The organism is Pseudomonas sp. BN417 (genome assembly GCF_029871205.1).
GTDB lineage: Bacteria > Pseudomonadota > Gammaproteobacteria > Pseudomonadales > Pseudomonadaceae > Metapseudomonas.
Genome location: NZ_SSOJ01000009.1, coordinates 1 through 553 on the forward strand (window position 1 = coordinate 1; position 553 = coordinate 553).

General features: G+C 63.8%; 1 protein-coding gene and 1 pseudogene. Both read left to right on the forward strand.

From position 1 onward, the window contains the following. On the forward strand, positions 1-94 hold a 94-nt coding region (locus E8F11_RS00175; RefSeq protein ID WP_280286778.1), incomplete at its 5' end, for a hypothetical protein. Between the two features lie 114 nt (positions 95-208). Then, positions 209-553: pseudogene (locus E8F11_RS00180) on the forward strand (aconitate hydratase B); the annotation flags it as partial.

The window sequence follows — 553 nt, forward strand, 5'->3', positions numbered from 1 at the left end:
CCTGATGCAGACCCGTGCCGAGCTGTACGACCGCATCGGCTACCACGCCTTCGAGCAGAAACTGGATGCCCTGTTCGCGCAGAAGAAAAGCTGAGCAGGAAGCGGACGAAGCATGCGGCCACCGCGATTCACCCTTTCACGAAGCTGTTCGTGAATCCATTCAAATACCCGGGCCCCGCTCTGCGGGGTCGATCCAGAGGACCAAGTCGTGCTTGAAACCTATCTTGAACACGTGGCGGAACGTGCCGAGCAGAACCTCCCTGCCCTTGCCCTGACTGCAGAGCAAACCGCAGGCCTGGTCGAGCTGCTGAAGAACCCGCCGGCCGGTGAAGAGGCCTTCCTCCTCGACCTGATCACCAACCGCGTACCGCCGGGCGTCGACGAAGCCGCCTACGTCAAAGCCGGTTTCCTCTCCGCCATCGTCAAGGGCGAAGCCAGCTCCCCGCTGATCAGCAAGGCGCGCGCCGCCGAACTGCTGGGCACCATGCAGGGCGGCTACAACATCGCCACCCTGGTCGAGCTGCTGGACAGCGCCGAGCTGGCCACCACCGCC